The sequence below is a fragment of the Fluviispira sanaruensis genome (genome assembly GCF_004295685.1).
Lineage (GTDB): Bacteria > Bdellovibrionota_B > Oligoflexia > Silvanigrellales > Silvanigrellaceae > Silvanigrella > Silvanigrella sanaruensis.
The window spans coordinates 840,726-856,847 of record NZ_AP019368.1 but is presented as its reverse complement, the minus strand read 5'-3'; the positions used below and the strand labels follow the sequence as shown (position 1 = coordinate 856,847).

Below are 16,122 nucleotides of genomic sequence, written 5' to 3'. Positions count from 1 at the left end.
AAGTTCAAGTAAAAACGCTTAGTTATTTCATTCCCTTCCTTATCTCAAGCAAACAAATTATAAATGAACTCCTTAAGACTACAAAAATATAAATCATTGTTATTACTATAATTAATATATATTTTTTAATTTATATAAAAATACCTATTAAGTTCCTGTAAATACCCTCGATATTTCCCTCATAGGTCACGGAAACCTCACGGATTACAGAGGAATGACCTATAAGTTCGCAAAGTACCAAGGTTGGTATTGCGAACGGTCGTTTGTGTCTCAAACACACAAATCTTGGACCATCAAGGAGGAAAAGTCATGGGACTTCGCATTCGCACCAACGTAGAATCACTTTCCGCACAAAGATTTCTTTCCAATAATAATGCAGATATGAATTCAAGCATGGAAAAATTATCATCTGGTTTAAGAATAAATAAATCATCTGATGATGCTGCTGGACTTGCAATATCTGAAGGATTAAGAGCAAAAACAAGAGGCTTAATGCAAGCAAAACGCAACGCTAATGATGGAGTATCTCTTGTCCAAGTTGCTGAAGGTGGTCTTAATGAAACTAGCAATATCTTAATAAGAATGAGAGAACTCACTGTGCAGTCCGCTTCGGACACTGTTGGTATGCAAGAAAGAGGTTTTCTTGATAAAGAATATCAAAATTTAATGGAAGAAATTGATCGTATTTCAGACACTACAGAATTTAATGGACGAAAATTGTTAGGGCCTCAAACTTCTGAAAATGGAGTTATTTTACAAGTCGGATATAACGGAACAGCTAATGATATTTTAAAGTTACAACTCGGTGATGCTCCAGAGGGAATTACCAGTGAAACATTAGGAATTAAAGAATCATCTTTAGCAGGTGATGATAGAGAAAAAATCGCAGAAAACTTAAGCATAATTGATGCTGGTCTTTATATGGTTGCAAATACCCGCGCAACTCTTGGTGCAACACAATCACGTTTAAACAGCGCTATAAGCAATATTTCTGTTTCAACTGAAAATATGATGGCAGCAAATAGCCGCATTCGTGACGCAGATTTTGCTGAAGAAACAGCAAAAATGACGCAAAGCCGCATTCTGAGTCAAGCAGGACTTGCTGTTTTATCTCAAGCAAATCAGCGCCCAGAAATGGCTTTATCACTCCTTCGTTAATTAAAAAAATGAATTATAAGGAATTAAAGCCATGGGATTAAGAATTAAATCAAATATTGAAAGCTTGATTGCACAAAGACGCTTAAATGAAAATGAAGAACAATTAAGCGATAGCATAGAAAAGTTAGCTTCTGGGTTAAGAATTAATAAATCATCGGATGATGCTGCAGGACTTGCAATATCAGAAACAATGCGGGCAAAAATAAGAGGCTTTGCTCAAGCTAAGAGAAATGCTTCGGATGGGATTTCTTTTCTTCAAACAGGTGAAGGTGGATTAAGTGAGCTCAATAATTTAATTATACGCATGCGTGAATTAACCACACAAGCAGCGAGCGATACTGTCAGTTCTACAGAAAGAAGTTACCTTAATAAAGAATTTCAAGAACTTGGTTCGGAAATTAATCGTATAAAAGATCAAACTGAATTTAATGGCAAAAGTCTTTTTTCAGAAGAGGGACAAAAAGATATAGCTATACAAGTTGGAGTTAATTTTAGAAAAGCTGATGGTTCGACAAATAATGAAAATGAAACCATAAAGTTAAAATTTGAAGATCTAAGTGAATTAAATGAATCGCTTTCAAATTTAAAGGAACTAAATATCGAAGGAGAAAGCGGAGATGAATTAGGCGGAAGTGACACAGAAAAAATATTTTCAAATTTAGATGACTCTATGCTAAAGATTACTAAGGCACGTGCAACGTTTGGCGCTTTGCAAAGCCGATTGAACTCAACAATCGCATCAATCGATGTAGGGAGTGAAAATTTGAGCGCAGCACAGTCACGTATTCGGGATGTTGATTATGGCTCCGAAAGTGCGCGTTTTACCCAAAATAAAATTCTTGTTGCTGCAGGAACTGCTGTACTTGCACAAGCAAATCGGCTTCCAGAACATATATTGCACCTAATTGGGTAGCGGAGTAATTGAATGGCGCTTGAAATCAAACAAGGACTTAAAACATCACAAAGAATTTCACTTTCAGCTGAGTTAAAAAATTCGATAACAATTTTAACTTTAGGAAGAATTGAGCTTGAAAAGTTTGTCAATGAAGAATTAGAAAAGAATCCTTGTCTTGTTGATATTTCAAATTCCAGTAAAAGAGAACAAAAAAATCATTATGAAGAATTGAAATATGCCTTGCAAAAATCATTTAATCAAAGTGATTTTCTCGAAAAATTTAATGATATAAATAGATCTGAAGAAATTTCTTCAGCGAATCAAAGAAAAGAGTTTCCGGACAATTCCTCTGTCAACTCCATCCATGATTTTATTGAAAATCAAATATCCACTCAACGTCTCAGCCCCTATGAAAAGGAATGTATTCATATAGTACTTCAATATATTGATGACAATGGATTTTTCAATACAAAATTAAACGTTATAGCAGAAAACCATTCTATCCATGAAGATGATCTTATTTTTGCTCTTGAAATTATACAAAAATGCGAACCCGCTGGTGTGGGCGCACGAGATCTACAAGAATGCCTATTGCTTCAGTATAATAAACTCGAGAAAAAATCAAAAATTGTCGAAAAAATACTTACAGAATACTGGGAAGAGTTTCAAAAACAGAATTTTCAAAAAATTGCCAAAAATGAAAAATTGACTTTAGAAGAAGTTAAAGAATCATTTCGTTTTATAAAAGCAAATTTAGATCCAAGACCTGCGAGGCAATTTGGTACTCAAACAAATCAGATTATAATCCCGGATGTTTTTGTCTATAAAAGAGATAATGAGTGGATTTGTAGTTTAAATGAAAACGATTTACCTAGACTCAAACTTTCAAAAAAATATACAAAACTGATCAAAGAAATTAAAGAAAGCATGGATAGAAAAAATAATAAGGAAACGTATAAATATATTTCTGAAAATATTAAATCAGCTAAATGGCTCGTAAGATCTCTTGAAGAAAGAGATAAAACTATTTTAAAAGTTGTTGACACAATTCTTAAATATCAGAAAAGTTTTTTTGAATATGGAGTTGATTTCCTCACCCCAATGACTCTAAAAACAGTGGCACAAGAATTGACTTTACATGAAAGCACAATTTCACGAGCAACATCAGGTAAATATCTTTATTCACCCCGAGGAATTTTTGAATTGAAGTATTTTTTTAACGCCTCAGTCGAGAACAATGCGGGTAAAGAGTTGGCAAATGAATCGATTAAACAGCATGTGGCTGATTTTATTAGAAATGAAGACAAATCAAAACCTCTTTCAGATCAAGAAATTGTTGAAAAGATGTTCATGGAAAAAAACATTAAAATCGCTCGCCGCACTATCTCTAAATACAGAGAATCTTTAGGAATTCTTTCCTCAGCCAAAAGAATCCAAAGGTTTTGACCGTTTAGCCAAAAAGACTTGACTTCCGATCCATTACATGCTAGCTTTCAGCAAGATATTGAAACCATTTATTGTTCAATATCTTGCTGTAGTCCTTAACTTTTGACGGGTAATTTCCGATAAATTTTAAATGTCCTACCAAATCCCAAAGAGGAGGTTACATGAGAGTCGACGTGCAGTTTGTCAATTTCCCAAAATCAAAATTAATCCAATCCTATGTTGAAGAAAAAATTCTAGATTGCATAGAAAAGTTTTCAGCAAATACAACATCTGTTCGAGCATTTTTTAGTGTAGACGGAATTGAGCATCATGTTAAAATATCTGTTATTGCCGGTAAACTCAGTACATGTGTGAATGCAAATTCTAACGATATCGGTTATTGTATTGATAAAGTTCTCACTAAGTTAGAATCTTCTCTTAGAAAGGTTACTAAAAAAGCACGACACAAACGTGCTGAATTTTCTTCAGTGAGCGAAATGTCAGACTACAGTGCAACAAATTTAAGATTACGCAAAATTAGAAGTCAAAAATCAGAAAATATTTTTGATAAATTTGAAACTCATTTTGTCTCTGACTTTGAGGATCATGTGCGTAAAGTCAGTTAAAGTAACTTTTCAGCAAAATCTAAAATTGAGGGTTCAGTTTTACTGACCCTCTTTTTTAATATCAAAAATCATATAATATGTTTTAAGCACACGTCTTCGGATTGACAGAATTGAATTTTTTACCTATCAACAGTACGACTTCTTTGAGGTCACCTTTCTTAAGCACTTCTTCGTTAAGCAGGTGAATTTAACATGGCAAGTGAATTACTTCGCAATTTAATTAAAGAGCAATCAACTCCGCTCTACCTAGAAGCTCGCAACAAAGAAGACGTGATAAAGGAAATTTCCTTTAAAATTTCTCAAGTAAAAAAAAATCTTAAAGAAGAAGAAATATTTATAGGTCTTTCAGAAAGAGAGGCGAAAGCAAGCACAGGTGTGGATCTCGGAGTTGCAATACCGCATACTTCTTTAAATAAAATAGTTGACACTGAACTTTATTTTTTTCTAGCCCCGCATGGCATAGAGTTTAGCTCACTCGACTCCGAACCTTCTTATCTATTTTTCGTTATTCTTTCACCTAAAAACCCCAAAAAACCATATATTTCTTCCTTAAAAATCATGGCTGATATATGCAGAACTATGCGCATTGATCGGGTAAGATTTAAGCTCAAATCGGCGAAGAGTTTAGCTGAAGTGTTACAAATCTTGGAGGGGTAAATGAATGAAATTCATTTAACTGAATCTCAAAATAAAAAAAGTTTAGTTATTATTTCTGGGCTTGCGGGTTCGGGGAAAACAATTGCAATCCATGCTCTCGAGGATATGGGATATTATTGTATCGATAATTTACCTTCCGTCTTGTTAAAAGCGTTTACAGATTCAATCAAATCAGACAAGATTAAAAATCCATACATAGCCCTCGCACTTGACTCCCGCGACACGGATATCCCAAATACATTTCAAGAAATTTATGAAATTTTATCAACTATTTGTGATTTACAAATACTTTATTTAAAAGCATCTGATGAAATTGTTATCAAACGTTTTCGTGAAACGCGCAGACAGCATCCTTTAAACGCAAATGCTCCAAATTTAAGCTTATTAGAGGCTATTAAACTGGATGCAGTTACGTTAGAACCAATAAAAAATCTTGCCAATCAGATGCTAGACACCTCTAATATGTCATCGCAAAATCTCAAAAAATTTCTTCACAATCATTTTGCAATTTCTGATTATAAAAAACATCTATTGCTAAATATAGTCTCCTTTGGCTTTAAATATGGAACACCAACAGATCTCGATACAATTTTTGACGTTCGCTGTTTTAAAAATCCGCACTATGAAATTCATTTACGTGAACTCACAGGACTTGAGCCTGCAGTAAAAAATTATGTTTTTTCAGACGAACGGGTTCCTCTTTTTGTCGATAAAGTTGTTGAATTAATTCAATTTATGTATCCTAATTATTTGGAAGAAGGGAAACATTATTTTTCAATCGGAATCGGCTGCACAGGAGGAAAACATCGGAGTGTCGCTATTTCCGAGGAGCTCGCACGTATTTTTCGGGAACGGCTCCCTTTTGTAAATGTTGAACATCGGCATGCCGATTTAGAATAGAGGAATTTTCCCTCTTGACCAATTACGCCAACCGATACAACTTATGGGTATGGTTCTCAAATGTTTTGAACCAATTTCTGAAAGGGTAATTCATGTCCGACTTAGTATCAAAAATCACCGATAAAAACTTCCAAACAGAAGTCCTTGAAAGCAAAATTCCTGTACTCGTCGACTTTTGGGCTGACTGGTGTGGTCCTTGCCTTGCGCTTGCTCCCGTTTTAGAGCAAATCGCAAAAGAACACCCTGAAAAAATTAAAGTTTGCAAGGTAAATGTTGAAGAAAATCCACAACTTGCAGCAAAGTTTAACATCCGAAACATCCCTTTTTTAGCATTTGTTAAAGATGGTCAAAAAGTTGCAGAACTCGTTGGCAACCAACCTAAAAAAGTGATTTTAAATCAAATCGAAGCATTGCATGACAGTGAAGCAAATTGAAAATCACGATGACTTTCACTCCGACACGTTTTAAAAACGAAAATATTTTGTTGAAAATTCTTTCCAGTGAGTTCGAGCCAAAGGAAGAATTTTCAGCAATAATAGCCATCGATGAAGTTGGACGCGGCTGTGTTGCAGGTTCGGTCGTAAGTTGTGCAAGCCTGTGGGTGCGCAAAAATGTTTATAAAAATATTCATTTTAAAGAACAGGAATGGCTTGCACAAATTCGAGATAGCAAAAAACTCTCTGAAAAAAAACGAAAAATCTGTTTTGAAAAAATAATTAAAGAATATAATTATTCCTTAATTACGTTACCAATAGATAATAATTCTCCTACATCTCCTTTTAATATATATAAGTCTACTATAAATAAAAAGATAGATATAAATTGCACTCAAAATGAATTAAAACTCTTTAATTCGCAAAATTCAACAGATTTTGAATGTATTTCATTTGCTTTGGGAGAAGTAAATTCGCAGGAAGTGGATGAGTTTAATATTTGGAACTCAGTCCAATTGGCTGCTTCACGTGCTCTTGAGCTTTTATTTCATGTAACGAAATTAAATATAAAAGATAAAAATAATATTTTTAGCCAAGCAATTTTATTAATGGACGGTAACCATTCTATTAAAGTTCCTTCACGTTATATTCACAATATGCAAATTACTGTGATCAAAGCAGATGATCTGTTTGTCAGCGTTGGCTTTTCAAGTATATTAGCAAAAGTTTATCGCGATAGCTGCATGGAAACTCAAGATACTTTTTATCCAATTTATGGTTTTGCTAACCACAAAGGCTACGGCACTCCTAAGCACCTAGCCATTATTCAAGAGTGTGGTATCAGTCCCATCCACCGCACAAGCTTTCTGAAAAACTATATTCCGCAAACTCTCTTCTAAAGCTGCCCCTGCAAAATCCGATATCTAAAAAGAAGTTAAAACATATCCTCAACACAAAAAGGATCGCGAGGACAAGTATTAGATATTCAAGGAGTTTTTAGAGGTGAAGAACAGCACAACGTCAATCAAAGTGGATGTTTCCTATGAGCTCTATAGAGAGCTTGCTGGGGAAATTTGCGCTCCCATCGATGACAGCGACTTAACCTATGATTTACGTTATGAACTTTATACAAGTAAATTGACTTATTTATATAATATTCAAGAACAATGTTTCCGCTGCATAAACTCTGATATCACTACAGATACCTATACAAAAGAAGACTTATCAATTATTCAAGACGCCATTGAGATTACAAAAGAGTTTTTACGCCAAACCATTCGTGAAGCGCTGATAAGCAGTTTAAATTCAGCAGAAAAGAAGGCACTTCATGGCTCCAGAAATTCACAACATTCTTGAAGTGTTTGAACGAATGTCGCTCGATGACAAGGCCTACCTCACTTTTTCAAATGAAGAGAACATGCAGGTGTGTCTTTCCTATCACAAACAGACCGATCAAAGGAATTGGTCTATTTGGTTTTCAGTTAATGAAGAAGCTTCGAGGCAAACAATTTCAGTAAATCACCTACAATCTGTGTTGAAAGCTTTTAAAGTACACGAAGATCTTTTCATAACAGAAATTTCAGGTCTTTTACTTCTACAAACCGCTTTTGCAGATGAGTTTATTCGACAAATGGTTGAACTTTTTGGCAATGAAAAAGTTCAAAAAAGTATTTTGGCTACGCAAAACTTTATGGATGAATTGTCTATCCAAATGAGAAGGTATATTCTTGAACTTGATGGAGAGAATACAGCAAAACGGAAAAATAAAAAAACATTTAAAATAGTAAAGTAACAAATATGAATACGGAAAAGAAATCAGATCGATATAATAAAATAGACTTATGGGAAACAAAAGATATCCTTCAATGTATTTTAGAATCACAACTCAATGCAGTTTCAATTATTGAAAATGTATTGAGCGATTTGGAAGTTGCAATTACAAAAGCGCTGCCTCTCATCAAAGGTGGTGGTCGAATTATTTTTGCTGGAGCAGGATCTTCTGGACGAATAGCCGCACAAGAGTGTTCAGAGCTTTTTCCAACCTTTTCGTGGCCGAAAGAAAAAACAATATTCTTAATAGCCGGTGGCCATAAAGCACTCACAGAAGCTCTTGAAGATGCAGAAGATGATATTGACAATGGAGAAAAAGAAACAAAAAAATTAAAATTAAATCGTAAAGATATCGTCATCTGCTTATCTGCGAGTGGAAGGACACCTTACACATTAGGTGTTTTACGGCAAGCAAATTTGGCCGGCTCATTTACAATTGGTATTGCTTCGACAGCTCATTCTCCACTGCTTAAGGAAGCACAAATTAAACTTTTCGTTGATACAGGACCTGAAATTATTGCAGGATCAACTCGCATGAAAGCAGGTACAGCTCAGAAAATTCTCCTCAATATGTTTACATCAACCCTTATGATTCATTTAAATCGAGTCTACGATTCTTATATGGTCGATCTTGTGACGACAAATGAAAAACTGACCAATCGAAGCATTCACATTGTTTCAGATATTTGTAAAGTTGACTATGAAACAGCGCATACAGCCCTTTTAAAATGCAAAGGAAACGCAAAACTAGCTTGCGTTTATATTAAGAAAAAAGATCTAAAACAAGCAGAAAAACTTCTTAAGGAATATGAAGGGAATCTAAGAAAATGCTTAGAAGATTAATTATTATTAACAAAGAGCAAAATCTCATTACCCTGAATGCTTAAATATAAAGAAGAGATATAGTGATTTCTTTTTACGCGAGAAATTTCTCTAGAATAATTGTTTACAATTTTTATGTCCCCAAAAACAAAATGAATTATCTTTTACAGATGAATTTAAATTTTTAACCCTCTCAATATCAAATAGTATCAATGCAGTTGAATACTCTCCGAATAATTTTAAAGATTAAATTTCCTTCCTGCCTTCTTCTTGGTATTTTTCATTCAATAAATTATATAACAATTCTATAAATTCACTTTTATCTGTTGTAATTTGGGTAAACTTTAATTCCTTTATTTTCTAACCATAAAAGTTCCTGAATATCTTGTAAAATATTTTTGCGTATAAGAGTCATCGAGATGAATATTTCCGCTTTAAGAAAATACTGGAGAAAGAGATACTCGAATTGATGTCTTTTTTTTAAATTCACAAAACTTAAAGCTCTTCCTTAGGATTGGCAATTATACTTGTTTTAAATAAATAACAGGACTGTTAAAAATATCCGCAAATAAATAATTATGCAATAAGATTTCAAATAGCAGTTAAAAAATAAAAGATCGAGTTAAAAATATTTTTTAACCTCATGTTAATTTATCAATTTTAATATTTCTTCTCTTATAACTTCTTTTGCATACTGTGGAGCCACTTCTATTAGCCATTTATCTACTTTTTCTTTGATATAACCTTCAACATCTTTTGACGAAGCTGTAAACTCTTTTGTTGATATAATATCATCTATAGCAAGTAAAAAATTTACTTTATTCTTAAAATCAACGCCACTAAATGGTTTCTCAATAAAATTAACGTAACCATCTTTTTGTAATTGAGAGATATCATCACCGTTTTCATACATCAATAATATATTCTCATGCGTCCAATTCTTCTTTTTTATATTTATTTTTCCATCCGTAAATATTTGATCTATATGTGAAACTATTAAATCATAAATTGACTCTTTTAAACATGTTTCGAATTTTTCTCTATTTTCAGCAAAATGTAACAGATATACATCTGAATTTGAAAATAAAATTTTCAATGCTTTCTGCAATGAAGAGCTATTTTCAAAAAAAAGAATTTTTTTCATATATCACCTTTATCTTGTCTCAATTAAATTTGCTTTCTGACCCATGATATTTTATTTTGAATCCTTGCTCAATTATGCAAGACGGGGTTTAATTCCTACGGCGGTTTCTCATGCCACATCTTTGGCATATCAAGACAAATCTTTATTTTTGTCTTGTTTTGAACGTGAATTTAAAAATGAAGAGAATATTATGAAATCTTCTGTATATGCTGGATCCTTTGACCCCTGGACGTATGGACATCAATTTGTACTCGATTCTGCCCTTGAAGTTTTTGACTGCGTACATGTTGTTTCAGCAATCAACCCAGCAAAACAAAGTCTCTTAAAACCCGAAGTCAGAGCACGTGTGATAGCCCATTCCATCGATCCATTTTCAGATTGGTGGGCACTCGATCCTCCTTTCCATATAGGCGATAGGGTTATTGTCACATCGCAAGAAGGTCTGGTTGCCGATTATGCCAAAGAAAATGCTATAGAACATCTTATCCGTGGTCTGCGCTCAACTTCAGATTTCGAAGCCGAATTTAACTTGTACTTTTCTAACCAAGCCATCAATCCTAAAATTCAAACTTGGGCAATAATGTGTCCCCCAAGATTGCTCCACTGCTCGTCAACTTATGTCAAAACCGTTGTTGGAAAACCCCATGTCAAATCCGTTGGCTCGAAATTTGTTGCTCAAGCTCTCATGCTCAATTGGGTGCGTGTTTTAGGTCAAATTTTCGACTTAATAGAAGTCTGCTCCACCCATCGTTTCGACATAGACAATTCGAATTTAAATGAATCAGATCTTTCTGAATGTCTACAACTTTTATTTTCCTCACTTGTTCATCGCATTGTCCGAATCTCACGTTCTGTTATGGTTAAAACTTCAAAATTACTTGATGCATTTTTAAAACAAAATGGCTTTCGCTTAAGAGAAGAAATTAAAGATAAAAAGCATTATCCCAAAAATGAAGTGAATCAGTTGTGGGGAATTTTATCTTATTGTATTGAACAAGATGCTATTTTTCCTTCAGATGTAGATTCCGGAGTCGCATATATTCTTTCATTAGCAAAAAATCTAGGAAAGACTTCTGTAAAATTATTTAATGAAGAAGAAGTCATATTTGCGTATGAAAGTTTAAGAAAATAAATTTTAAAGGATGATTTCATGGATACACTTGCAACAGATTTTTTAAATACATTCCAAGATTTAGATGAATCACAATTATTAATTAAAGAAACAGTCCATAAATTTGTTCAAAATGTTTTTATGCCAAATATCACTGAAAATTTTGAAAACGCGCACTTTCCAAAAGAAATAATCAAAGAAATGGGCAAACTCGGATTACTCGGTTCAAACTTACATGGCTATGGCTGTGCAGGGCTTGATGAAATTTCATATGGTCTCATAATGAAAGAACTTGAACGAGGAGACAGTGGGCTTAGAAGTTTTGCAAGTGTACAAAGTAGTCTTGCTATGTATGCCATTTACGCATTCGGATCTGAAGAACAAAAAAAGTATTTCCTTCCCAAAATGGCAACTGGAGATACTATCGGCTGCTTTGGTTTAACTGAACCCGATTTTGGCTCTGATCCTGCAGGTATGAAAACTTTTGCAAAAAAATCTGGCGACTCATGGGTGCTCAATGGTTCAAAAACCTGGATCACCAATGCACCGATAGCAGATATTGCTATTGTATGGGCACAAACGGATGAAGGAATAAGAGGTTTTTTAGTTGAAAAGGGCACGAAAGGTTTTTCAGCGCCTGAAATCAAAAATAAATTAAGTCTACGAGCTTCAAAAACAGGCTCACTCTTTTTTGATAACTGTCAAATACCCAATGAGAATCTATTAGAAAAAACGGAAGGATTAAAAAATGCATTGATGTGCTTAAACCAAGCACGTTTTGGCATTGTCTTTGGTGTTCTTGGCGCAGCGGAAGACTGCTTAAATGAAGCCATTCATTATACCAAAGAACGGATTATGTTTAAAAAACCTTTAGCATCTTTCCAACTGATTCAAAGAAAATTAGCTCTTATGTCGACAGAAATTGCCAAAGGCAATTTAGTTGCTCTGCAGCTTGCAAAACTTAAGCAAAATAAAAAAGTAAAACCTGCTCAAATTAGCATGGGTAAACAAAATAACGTACAAATTGCCCTAGACTGTGCTAGAACCACTCGGGACATTTTAGGAGCAAATGGTATCAGCGGTGAATACCATTGCATGCGTCATATGTGTAATTTAGAGTCAGTTTATACATATGAAGGCACAAATGATATTCATCTCTTGATCGTAGGACAACATCTCACAGGTATTGCTGCCTTTGAGTAAAGGATTTATTATTCATGCATTTAATTGACACACATTGTCACTTGGTATCAGATAAACTAAAAAATAATTTACCAGAAATTATTGAGCGTGCAAAAGCTTGTGGAGTGAAAAAAATAATAAATATTGCTTACAATCCACAAACTATAATTTTAGCGCAAGAACAAGTTAAAACATCTGATATATTATATGCTACTCTTGGCATTCAGCCACATGATGCAAAAGAATTTTCAATTGAAGAAGCTGAAAAAGTACGTCCTGTCGCATTAACAAATAAAAAAATAGTCGGCATTGGCGAAATTGGACTAGATAGCCATTACACTCTTTCGCCGATAGACAAACAGATTGAGTGTTTTGAGTACTTTTTACAAATTGCTCTTGATACTAATTTACCTATAGTTGTTCACATGCGAGAAACGCACAATGAAGTCTATTCAAGAATTAAAAAATATTCTCAAAAAGGATTAAAAGGCGTTATTCATTGTTTCACTGGGACTTTAGAGCAAGCAAAAGATTATCTTTCTGAAAATTTTTATTTGTCATTTTCTGGTATTGTTACTTTTAAAAATGCCTCTGAACTTCATGAAGTTGCAAAATATGTTCCACATGACAAAATATTAATTGAAACGGATAGTCCTTACTTATCCCCCGTCCCGTTGCGCGGAAAAACCAATGAACCGGCCCATATTCTTCATACTTGTGAATTCATAGCAAAACTACGAAATTTAAAACCTGAAGAACTGGCAGAGATAACCGCAAAAAATTCTGAAGATTTATTTTATAGATTGCGTTCTCCAGTTTAGGGTTATTAATTATGTCTGTAAAAAAATTATCTCTACCTATCGATGAAATATTGCCTGCAATCGTGTCCGATTTTCAAAATGAAAACACTTTGATCATTCAGGCAACCCCAGGAGCAGGAAAAACCACACGTATTCCCGCTGCCCTGTTAAATCGTACAAATAAAACTATTTTAGTGCTTGAGCCACGCAGACTTGCTGCACGCCTTTCCGCTGAAAGAGTAGCGCAAGAGCTGGGAGAAGAATGTGGTGAGACAATTGGCTACCAAGTACGCTATGACAAACGAGAATCTCAAGCAACCAAAGTAAAATATATAACAGGTGGAATATTCTCTCGTCTAATTTTAGAAGATCCTGAATTGAAAAATATCTCTTGTGTGATTATTGATGAATTTCATGAGAGACATACTCATACAGATCTTGCACTTATGCTCGTTAAATTATTGCAGCAAAGTCTTCGCCCCGATCTCAAACTCATTGTGATGTCTGCAACGCTTGATACTTATGGCCTGCAAAATTATTTACCGAATGCAAAGACACATACTTCAATTGGCAGAACCCATCCACTCGAAATTCAACATTTAGATCCAAATTCAGCGCACAAAAAATTGCCTATTTTAATCTTTAATGCTGTGGAAAGTTTATTAATTGATCCAAAATGTCCGGGCGATATTTTAGTCTTTTTAACAGGATCTTATGAGATACAAAAAACTCAAGAAAATATTGAAGAACTTGCGCATAAATACAACGCAATTATTTTGCAACTTAAAGCAGATCTCGCTCCGCATGATCAACAAAAGGTTTTTCAGCTAACAGAGAGACGAAAAATAATTTTATCTACAAACGTCGCTGAAACTTCTATTACTCTAGATGGAGTCACTGGGGTTGTCGATACTGGTTTCGCTAAAATTGCGGGCCATGCAAGTTGGAGTGGCCTACCAACTCTGGACACTCTCCCCATCAGTCAATCGTCGTGTATTCAGCGTGCCGGTCGAGCAGGGCGTACGCAAAGCGGATGTGTAAAAAGACTTTTTACTTTGCTTGATTTTCAAATGCGTCCCGCTTTTCAAAAGGCAGAAATTCAAAGAGTGGATCTGACCCAGTCGCTCCTTGAAATTAAAATATTAGAAAAAAAACTCAGTTTGCATAAATTAAATGAACCATTTTCTTTTCCGTGGTTCGATCCACCTCCACAAAATATCATGCAATCATGCAGTCAACTGTTAAATTTTCTCTCTGCTTTTGATGCTTCCAATAACTTAACAGAAATAGGTTCTGAAATCGCTAAATACCCATTGCACCCAAGGCTTGGTAGAATATTATATGAAGCTGCAAGTAAAAATATTCTACCTCAAGCAATTGTGATAGTTTCAATTATCAATGAAGGTTCTATCATAAAAAATGGTATTTCCTCTACTGATATTGGAGTATCTGACCTTGAATTTCAATTTAATATCTTAATAAATTATTTTTTAAAAAAAGTTAAAAAATTATCTCCAAACAGTCATTTTGATATTGCTAGGATTAAAAAAATAGAGGTGTCTATTAGACATATCTGTCAAATTGCAAAAGTTAAATTTACAGATTGTTTTAAAGATATAAGTAACAATGATTTAAGTTTGATTTTATTGGCAGGATATCCAGATAGAGTATGCCAGGTCAGGAATAATTTAAATCATTCTGGAAAAAAAGAGTTAAATTTATGTCTAGGCGGTGGAGCTATTTTATCACCTTCAAGCATCGTGCAAGATTCAGAATTTTTAATTGCAATTGAAGCAGAGGAATCTGCCCAAGCTTTGTCACAAGCACAATCAACCCAAGTTAGAATTTGCCATGGGATTGATCCTGATATACTTATTGCTGCACCTGAATATTTTATCAAAGAGAATGAAGAATATACTTGGGATGATAATGCGCAAAGAGTGAGAGCTGCTAAAAAAACTTATTATGGCAAACTCATTTTAGAAGAGCGTCCCATTAGACAACATACAGCTAAGTATGAAGAAATCCTTTTAAAAGAGTTGTCATTGAGTTGGCCCAAGCCTTTTGAAGATGATAAAGATTTACGTTATTTAGCAAAGCGTATAGCACTTGCAAAAACTGCTGGATATTCTCTCGATGCAGCCCATTTTTTAGAAGAAGATTTTGAGCTTTTATTATGTCATATTTGTGAAAATAAAAGAAGTTATAATGAAATACTAGAAAAAGATCTTGATGAGTATTTAGATGATCTTTTACCACATGAAACGAAAAGATTACTAAACGATTTATTTCCTAATCATATTATAATTGGTAAAGGCCGCAAAGTAAAAATTAATTATGAAGAAGACAAACCACCTTGGGTTGCTTCTCGCTTGCAGGATTTTTTTGGTACTTTACAAACACCTAGAATCTGCAATGGAACTGTTCCACTTGTCGTTCATTTACTTGCCCCTAATATGCAGGCTGTCCAAGTAACAACGGATTTAGCAGGATTTTGGGAGCGAGGGTATGTTGAAGTAAAAAAAGAATTATCGCGTAGATATCCCAGGCACGCATGGCCAGACAATCCCAAAACTGCCGAACCACCAGAATACCTAATGAAAAGAAAAAGAAGAGAATAAGTTAATTTGTCTCTCCATGAAAGCGCTCTACCTCGAAATCCATTTCAATTTCCTCGAGAAGTTTTTCGAGTCCTTTCTTTGTCCCGTCAGAAATAACCAGGACTGTGTCATCCCCTGCAATCGTTCCCATGAGTGAATCATAGCGGCTTTTCACTATATTATTTGTTCCGTGCATAATTTTTTGATCCAGTTGAAAAGCCAATGAATTCGCATGTCCTGGCAATGTGTGGAGGATTAAAATATTGGGTGGAGACACCTTTATTTCAAAAATAGGAACAAGAGTTTTTGTGCTAGAATTCAATATTTTATAACAATTTTGAACCTTTACAACTCCTAGCTTTTTAAGCTTTCTGGATAATGTGGATTGGGGAATGGATAAACCCAATTTTTTAAGCTTTGCCACGAGTTCCTGTTGATGGGCAATTTTTTCCGAACGAATTAAATCCAAAATCACCTCATCATCTTTTTTTCCTGTATTTTTCATAACTTAGTCTTTCTAACCCATCAGTTTCACCTA

The 16,122-nt window shown here is 34.3% G+C and carries 17 protein-coding genes; 15 read left to right on the top strand and 2 right to left on the bottom strand.

Features of this window, described 5'->3' with window-relative positions:
* Positions 1-309 precede the first annotated feature (309 nt).
* The 11 genes from EZS29_RS03735 (at position 310) to EZS29_RS03685 (ending at position 8,768) form a co-directional block, all read left to right on the top strand.
* The gene (locus tag EZS29_RS03735; RefSeq protein ID WP_130606703.1) at positions 310-1,158 is read left to right on the top strand and encodes a flagellin N-terminal helical domain-containing protein; all 849 of its coding nucleotides are present in this window, start codon (positions 310-312) and stop codon (positions 1,156-1,158) included.
* A gap of 31 nt (positions 1,159-1,189) precedes the next feature.
* A complete protein-coding gene (locus EZS29_RS03730; protein ID WP_130606701.1) occupies positions 1,190-2,071 on the top strand; it encodes a flagellin N-terminal helical domain-containing protein in 882 nt (293 codons plus the stop codon).
* Positions 2,072-2,083: 12 nt separating this feature from the next.
* Positions 2,084-3,499, top strand: a complete 1,416-nt coding sequence (gene rpoN, locus EZS29_RS03725) for an RNA polymerase factor sigma-54 (RefSeq protein ID WP_130606699.1) — start codon at positions 2,084-2,086, stop codon at positions 3,497-3,499.
* A 161-nt stretch (positions 3,500-3,660) separates the two neighbouring features.
* Positions 3,661-4,104, top strand: a complete 444-nt coding sequence (locus EZS29_RS03720) for an HPF/RaiA family ribosome-associated protein (protein WP_130606697.1) — start codon at positions 3,661-3,663, stop codon at positions 4,102-4,104.
* A 192-nt stretch (positions 4,105-4,296) separates the two neighbouring features.
* The gene (locus tag EZS29_RS03715) at positions 4,297-4,761 is read left to right on the top strand and encodes a PTS sugar transporter subunit IIA (RefSeq protein ID WP_130606695.1); all 465 of its coding nucleotides are present in this window, start codon (positions 4,297-4,299) and stop codon (positions 4,759-4,761) included.
* Positions 4,762-5,661: an RNase adapter RapZ gene (gene rapZ, locus EZS29_RS03710; protein ID WP_130606693.1), complete on the top strand. Its 900-nt coding sequence runs from the start codon at positions 4,762-4,764 to the stop codon at positions 5,659-5,661.
* Positions 5,662-5,753: 92 nt separating this feature from the next.
* The gene (gene trxA, locus EZS29_RS03705) at positions 5,754-6,095 is read left to right on the top strand and encodes a thioredoxin (protein ID WP_130606691.1); all 342 of its coding nucleotides are present in this window, start codon (positions 5,754-5,756) and stop codon (positions 6,093-6,095) included.
* Positions 6,096-6,103: 8 nt separating this feature from the next.
* Positions 6,104-6,994, top strand: coding sequence for a ribonuclease HII (locus EZS29_RS03700; protein WP_130606688.1), 891 nt, complete (start codon positions 6,104-6,106; stop codon positions 6,992-6,994).
* A gap of 103 nt (positions 6,995-7,097) precedes the next feature.
* Complete coding sequence (locus EZS29_RS03695) at positions 7,098-7,451, top strand: hypothetical protein (RefSeq protein ID WP_130606686.1); 354 nt, start codon at positions 7,098-7,100, stop codon at positions 7,449-7,451.
* The gene (locus EZS29_RS03690) at positions 7,423-7,887 is read left to right on the top strand and encodes a hypothetical protein (protein WP_130606684.1); all 465 of its coding nucleotides are present in this window, start codon (positions 7,423-7,425) and stop codon (positions 7,885-7,887) included. The genes EZS29_RS03695 and EZS29_RS03690 overlap by 29 nt, the downstream gene beginning before the upstream one ends.
* 5 nt (positions 7,888-7,892) lie before the next feature.
* The gene (locus EZS29_RS03685) at positions 7,893-8,768 is read left to right on the top strand and encodes an N-acetylmuramic acid 6-phosphate etherase (RefSeq protein ID WP_130606682.1); all 876 of its coding nucleotides are present in this window, start codon (positions 7,893-7,895) and stop codon (positions 8,766-8,768) included.
* A gap of 625 nt (positions 8,769-9,393) precedes the next feature.
* Here the strand turns inward: EZS29_RS03685 and EZS29_RS03680 are convergent.
* Positions 9,394-9,891, bottom strand: coding sequence for a DNA-binding transcriptional response regulator (locus EZS29_RS03680; protein WP_130606680.1), 498 nt, complete (start codon positions 9,889-9,891; stop codon positions 9,394-9,396).
* A 190-nt stretch (positions 9,892-10,081) separates the two neighbouring features.
* Between EZS29_RS03680 and coaD the strand changes: the two genes are divergently transcribed.
* Genes coaD through hrpB form a run of 4 tightly spaced genes read left to right on the top strand, consistent with a single transcriptional unit; the run spans position 10,082 to position 15,605 of the window.
* The gene (gene coaD / locus EZS29_RS03675; protein WP_172603758.1) at positions 10,082-11,023 is read left to right on the top strand and encodes a pantetheine-phosphate adenylyltransferase; all 942 of its coding nucleotides are present in this window, start codon (positions 10,082-10,084) and stop codon (positions 11,021-11,023) included.
* Between the two features lie 18 nt (positions 11,024-11,041).
* The gene (locus tag EZS29_RS03670; RefSeq protein WP_130606676.1) at positions 11,042-12,205 is read left to right on the top strand and encodes an acyl-CoA dehydrogenase family protein; all 1,164 of its coding nucleotides are present in this window, start codon (positions 11,042-11,044) and stop codon (positions 12,203-12,205) included.
* 14 nt (positions 12,206-12,219) lie between these two features.
* Positions 12,220-13,005 carry a TatD family hydrolase gene (locus EZS29_RS03665; RefSeq protein WP_130606674.1) on the top strand — a complete coding sequence of 262 codons (786 nt, stop codon included), beginning with the start codon at positions 12,220-12,222 and terminating at the stop codon, positions 13,003-13,005.
* A gap of 11 nt (positions 13,006-13,016) precedes the next feature.
* Complete coding sequence (gene hrpB / locus EZS29_RS03660) at positions 13,017-15,605, top strand: ATP-dependent helicase HrpB (RefSeq protein WP_130606672.1); 2,589 nt, start codon at positions 13,017-13,019, stop codon at positions 15,603-15,605.
* Between the two features lies 1 nt (position 15,606).
* On the opposite strand, the gene EZS29_RS03655 is transcribed toward hrpB, so the two are convergent.
* Positions 15,607-16,089: an arginine repressor gene (locus EZS29_RS03655; protein ID WP_130606670.1), complete on the bottom strand. Its 483-nt coding sequence runs from the start codon at positions 16,087-16,089 to the stop codon at positions 15,607-15,609.
* Positions 16,090-16,122: the final 33 nt, after the last annotated feature.

Coding starts and splice junctions, on each gene's coding strand:
- EZS29_RS03735 (WP_130606703.1), top strand. CDS start 310: ATGGGACTTCGCATTCGCACCAACGTAGAATCACTTTCCGCACAAAGA.
- EZS29_RS03730 (WP_130606701.1), top strand. CDS start 1,190: ATGGGATTAAGAATTAAATCAAATATTGAAAGCTTGATTGCACAAAGA.
- rpoN (WP_130606699.1), top strand. CDS start 2,084: ATGGCGCTTGAAATCAAACAAGGACTTAAAACATCACAAAGAATTTCA.
- EZS29_RS03720 (WP_130606697.1), top strand. CDS start 3,661: ATGAGAGTCGACGTGCAGTTTGTCAATTTCCCAAAATCAAAATTAATC.
- EZS29_RS03715 (WP_130606695.1), top strand. CDS start 4,297: ATGGCAAGTGAATTACTTCGCAATTTAATTAAAGAGCAATCAACTCCG.
- rapZ (WP_130606693.1), top strand. CDS start 4,762: ATGAATGAAATTCATTTAACTGAATCTCAAAATAAAAAAAGTTTAGTT.
- trxA (WP_130606691.1), top strand. CDS start 5,754: ATGTCCGACTTAGTATCAAAAATCACCGATAAAAACTTCCAAACAGAA.
- EZS29_RS03700 (WP_130606688.1), top strand. CDS start 6,104: ATGACTTTCACTCCGACACGTTTTAAAAACGAAAATATTTTGTTGAAA.
- EZS29_RS03690 (WP_130606684.1), top strand. CDS start 7,423: ATGGCTCCAGAAATTCACAACATTCTTGAAGTGTTTGAACGAATGTCG.
- EZS29_RS03685 (WP_130606682.1), top strand. CDS start 7,893: ATGAATACGGAAAAGAAATCAGATCGATATAATAAAATAGACTTATGG.
- EZS29_RS03680 (WP_130606680.1), bottom strand. CDS start 9,891: ATGAAAAAAATTCTTTTTTTTGAAAATAGCTCTTCATTGCAGAAAGCA.
- coaD (WP_172603758.1), top strand. CDS start 10,082: ATGAAATCTTCTGTATATGCTGGATCCTTTGACCCCTGGACGTATGGA.
- EZS29_RS03670 (WP_130606676.1), top strand. CDS start 11,042: ATGGATACACTTGCAACAGATTTTTTAAATACATTCCAAGATTTAGAT.
- EZS29_RS03665 (WP_130606674.1), top strand. CDS start 12,220: ATGCATTTAATTGACACACATTGTCACTTGGTATCAGATAAACTAAAA.
- hrpB (WP_130606672.1), top strand. CDS start 13,017: ATGTCTGTAAAAAAATTATCTCTACCTATCGATGAAATATTGCCTGCA.
- EZS29_RS03655 (WP_130606670.1), bottom strand. CDS start 16,089: ATGAAAAATACAGGAAAAAAAGATGATGAGGTGATTTTGGATTTAATT.